We start from the raw sequence: 3815 nt of genomic DNA on the forward strand, positions 1-3815 counted from the left end.
TCAAAGTCATATTCCAGATTCACCTTGCTTGACGCATTACGCTCACTCAGCAAGTCACGGCATTTGGTTCCACACCAGTCCGCCCATTCGTTATAAATACCATGAATTTTTTGCGTCGTAGAAGGAGCAGCGTTCACTCCTCCAGAAAAACGATACTTGTGCCCCGATGTAAAATGTTCTCCGGCACCGCGCATTTCTGGAGCGGGATTCACCTCTATCTTTGCCTTGGAAAGGTGCTCTGCAGCAACAACACAACCGCTAAGCATAAATGCGGTAGTCAAGAAAAAAGCAAATAAAACAAGTGTGCGGAACTTCATTATTTTTTTTTCATCTACCAATAAACCTAGCTTATTTTATATACAATGTTTGTTCGTTCATCATAAAAATCTAGGGGCTCATCGTAGATTTCACCATTTGTTCAACACACTGAACAAAAGCTTTTTCTTCGTCAATCACGTAGGCCATAATGCCCACACCTTGGTAGTCATCTAAATATTCCAGATTTTTGTCACTGCACATTTCCTGAGTTAACGATTCGATCTGCACCTTTCTGCCAGAACACATCTGATCGCCAGACTTTACGGTCACAGAAACATCCTGCCACAGCATATGGGCATGATTCAAGGTAATTTCATAAGTCTTTCCATTGATCGTAACAGTTTCGCTGGTATTTGTGTGGTTTACAATGGTAACGCCGTTTTCCAGTTCATCTTCCGGTTCATAGAATTCTTCTTCAAAAGTCAATGATCCCGAACCACTTGCAAGAAGGCTGTGGAGGCGTGCGAAGAATTCCGAATTCATGTAGTCGTAATCCGGATTCATATCGTAGGCGAAGGTTATTTTTTCCTTTTCAAACTTGACATAAACATTCACATACGAATCACCCACCATTTTCCAAACGCCATCGAGCTGTCCAGAAGTACCGCCAATCAATACATCTGTAGAACCAAGGATATCATGGATAAAGAGCGTATCTCCACTAAAATTGTACTGTGCCGTGTCCTGACGGTTGCTATACCAACCATCAACCCATTTCACTCCCTCACCTTCTTTGAGACAACGACCTTCCAAGCCAAAATCCCAAACTAGAGTTCCAGCATTTGTTCCAGAGGGTTCTGCACTATAGTAAACCGGCATAAAATCATGGGCTGCGCTAAATTCCTTCGCAAACTTTGAGGAGGAACTTTCTGTCGTAGCGGATTCACCAGCGGCGATCAGCTGATTCACGCATTCCCCAAATTCCTTTTCATTTCCCCAAGAGTAACGAGTCATGACATCAGGAGTTGCATCCGAATAATGCAAGCCATCCGCATTTTCCGCCTTGCATACTGCAGGAGTTACATTCAAGGTGCTAAAATATTCCAGGTGACATTTTGCAGCGCCATTAGAAAGAGTCAGCGATAAATAATCATCAAAGGAATGAACAGAATCTATTTTCAGTTCATAGGTCACATCCTTATAAGTAAAGGTTTCGCTTCGATTATCCTGCTTAAGAATCGCCACTCCGTAGCGACCAGGATCAACGGCGTGTTCATCGTAAATGAGATCCGCATAAATATCCATACTGGAATCTTCAAGACTTTCATAGAACATCCACATAAAGAGGGATTGCATATAGTTGAAGTTCTCTTTTTCCAGCACACGGATTTCAATGGAACCTTCGCCAAAATTCCAGTACACGGTATAGGCAGAACGACTTAATTGCAGCCAAATTCCCTGAAGCTTTCCTGGCTCGCCGCCAACGAATTTAAGAACCGTAACATTGCCATAATAATCTGGTTCTTCATTCAAGGCGGTAAGAGTTAAAGTGTCGCCTGCAAAGCTATAGCGAAACAGGCCGCCTGCTAATTGTGTTACACGATTCAAGTCTTCAACCCACTGGTAAGTTTCACCCTGCTTGATACAGCCCGATTCCTGAACAAGGCTGATGGAAATTACACCTGTTTTTGTGTTTTCGGAACTTTCTTTCACTTCGTAGGAGCCCTGCGCATAAGTGCGGGCCACGGCAAACTCCTTCTGCAGATTTACGCCGGAATCGTCTGTGGACCCTGCCATGGGAGGGTCTGACGTGAAGCCGGAACAGCCGCAAAAAATGAGGACCGCCGCAAACACAACCCCAAGAATTTTATTAGGCAAATTACTTCTCATTATTCTCCTCCAGTTTCCGAGTCAGGGGAAACATCTGTAAATTTATACGATAAACGCGGTCATAGTCCTTGACTTCCGACACGATGGATTCAATTTTCTTGCGGAACTTCGCCATTTCCTTTGCCACACGCTCATAGGCGACGCGGTCCAGACCCATGGTTATTCCCGACAGGTTCCGTTCCGACCCGTCGAATTCATCCAGGGCATCGGCAGCCAGGCGGGCGAACTGCTTTTGCATGGAACGAACCGCCACATTGATGGCAGCCTTGTGATCCGCATTGTCAACAGGATTGATACCTACATCGGCCTGCTCGTAAGTTACGCGACCATCACTCTCGATTCGTCGCAGAAGCCCCATCTGAACCATTTGATCCAGAGAGTAGCGCACATCGGCGGCAGGTACAGAAGGGCACAGCATGCGGGCCATTTCCAGAGGCTTTGCCCCCGGCATAATGGGAGCCAACTCACGCAACGTGGGATTTATCCAGCTGGAAAAATAGGAGTACGCCTCGCCACCTAAAATACGGACCTTGTTGGCATCTGCCAAACGGCACATTTCACCATAAGCCGCTTGTTTTTCTTCGTTTGTCCGGGCGTCGCAAAATTCCACCATGCAGCAAAAGTATTCCACCTGGAAACCGCTCAGCCCCATAGCCTTGGCAACACTTTCTGCACCGGCCTTACGCAAGCGGGTCTTGCCGTCGCACACCAGCTTCAAATATCCCGACGACGCAAAACCGGAGAGCTTGGAAAATTCACGCCACGTAAAAGCGGAAGTTCTCTTACGCTCTTCGTAGAACTCCTGCATATACACGCGATAATCAAGATATTCGACAATGGGTTTCATCAGAACCAGTAACCTACACCCAGCTGAAACTTCAACATTTTATAATAAGAACCGTAGGGTTCGGAATAATCCATAAAATCAAACACAACATTTCCATCACCATCAAATTCTTGTACTGGGATAAAGTAACTATCCGCAAACTTGTCTGCATCAATTAAATCGTTCACGCGGAAAAGCACACGAAAATCAATGAACAGGCCCGATTTAAATTGATGCCCAACACCCATAGCAACATTCACCCCAAAGCGGCTTTCCTCATCGCGATTTCGGTAAGATTCATCCCTCCACCCATCATCCTCATTTTCGATTGTCCCAAGCAACAGTTCAAATACAACGCCCACTTCAAGAAACAGAATGCGAGGAATCCTCCACTGCAAAAGCACGGGAACATTCAGCAAGAAAGCTTGATTATATTCCCAATGTCCTCTACCACAGTAAAAACTTCCTTCACATTTGTCATAAGCGTCCTGCTCTTCCCCGACATCGTAATCAAGAACATCTCCCGCAAGAGCTTCTATATAAACAAAGAAAATCCTATAGTCCAAACCCACGCCGGAATGCAGGTAAAGATTTTCCGTCAAGCCGTACGCCACATCAAAAGACAACGAACCCCAAGGTCCACCGTTTGAGGGATAATAATCCTCTTTGGAATCCGTGATGACATACATGAGTCCCGCCCCAAAGCGAGTTCCCAATTCCAACTTGTCGAAACAACTTGATGAGTTGCTTGCCTCGGCCCAGGCCCCCAACGGCATAAGCAAGGCAAATATGAATGCAACAACATTTCGCATAAAAGGTTCTCCTAACCTTTAAAAATTCA

General features: G+C 45.5%; 4 protein-coding genes. All 4 read right to left on the reverse strand.

Translation table 11 applies throughout. The features are described 5' to 3' along the window. Positions 1-317: hypothetical protein (locus tag MJZ26_14645; GenBank protein ID MCQ2107016.1), on the reverse strand; the 317-nt coding region annotated here is incomplete at its 3' end. 70 nt (positions 318-387) lie between these two features. Continuing rightward, positions 388-2148, reverse strand: a complete 1761-nt coding sequence (locus MJZ26_14650; GenBank protein MCQ2107017.1) for a hypothetical protein — start codon at positions 2146-2148, stop codon at positions 388-390. Then, complete coding sequence (locus MJZ26_14655) at positions 2138-2995, reverse strand: TIGR02147 family protein (protein ID MCQ2107018.1); 858 nt, start codon at positions 2993-2995, stop codon at positions 2138-2140. The genes MJZ26_14650 and MJZ26_14655 overlap by 11 nt, the downstream gene beginning before the upstream one ends. Next, positions 2995-3786: a PorT family protein gene (locus MJZ26_14660; protein MCQ2107019.1), complete on the reverse strand. Its 792-nt coding sequence runs from the start codon at positions 3784-3786 to the stop codon at positions 2995-2997. The genes MJZ26_14655 and MJZ26_14660 overlap by 1 nt, the downstream gene beginning before the upstream one ends. Positions 3787-3815 lie beyond the last annotated feature (29 nt).

Origin of the sequence: Fibrobacter sp., from assembly GCA_024398965.1 — a bacterium.
Taxonomy (GTDB): Bacteria; Fibrobacterota; Fibrobacteria; order Fibrobacterales; family Fibrobacteraceae; genus Fibrobacter.

Excerpts from the sequence above, each read along its gene's own strand:
- MJZ26_14660 (MCQ2107019.1), bottom strand. The coding sequence starts at position 3,786 with ATGCGAAATGTTGTTGCATTCATATTTGCCTTGCTTATGCCGTTGGGG.
- MJZ26_14650 (MCQ2107017.1), bottom strand. The coding sequence starts at position 2,148 with ATGAGAAGTAATTTGCCTAATAAAATTCTTGGGGTTGTGTTTGCGGCG.
- MJZ26_14655 (MCQ2107018.1), bottom strand. The coding sequence starts at position 2,995 with ATGAAACCCATTGTCGAATATCTTGATTATCGCGTGTATATGCAGGAG.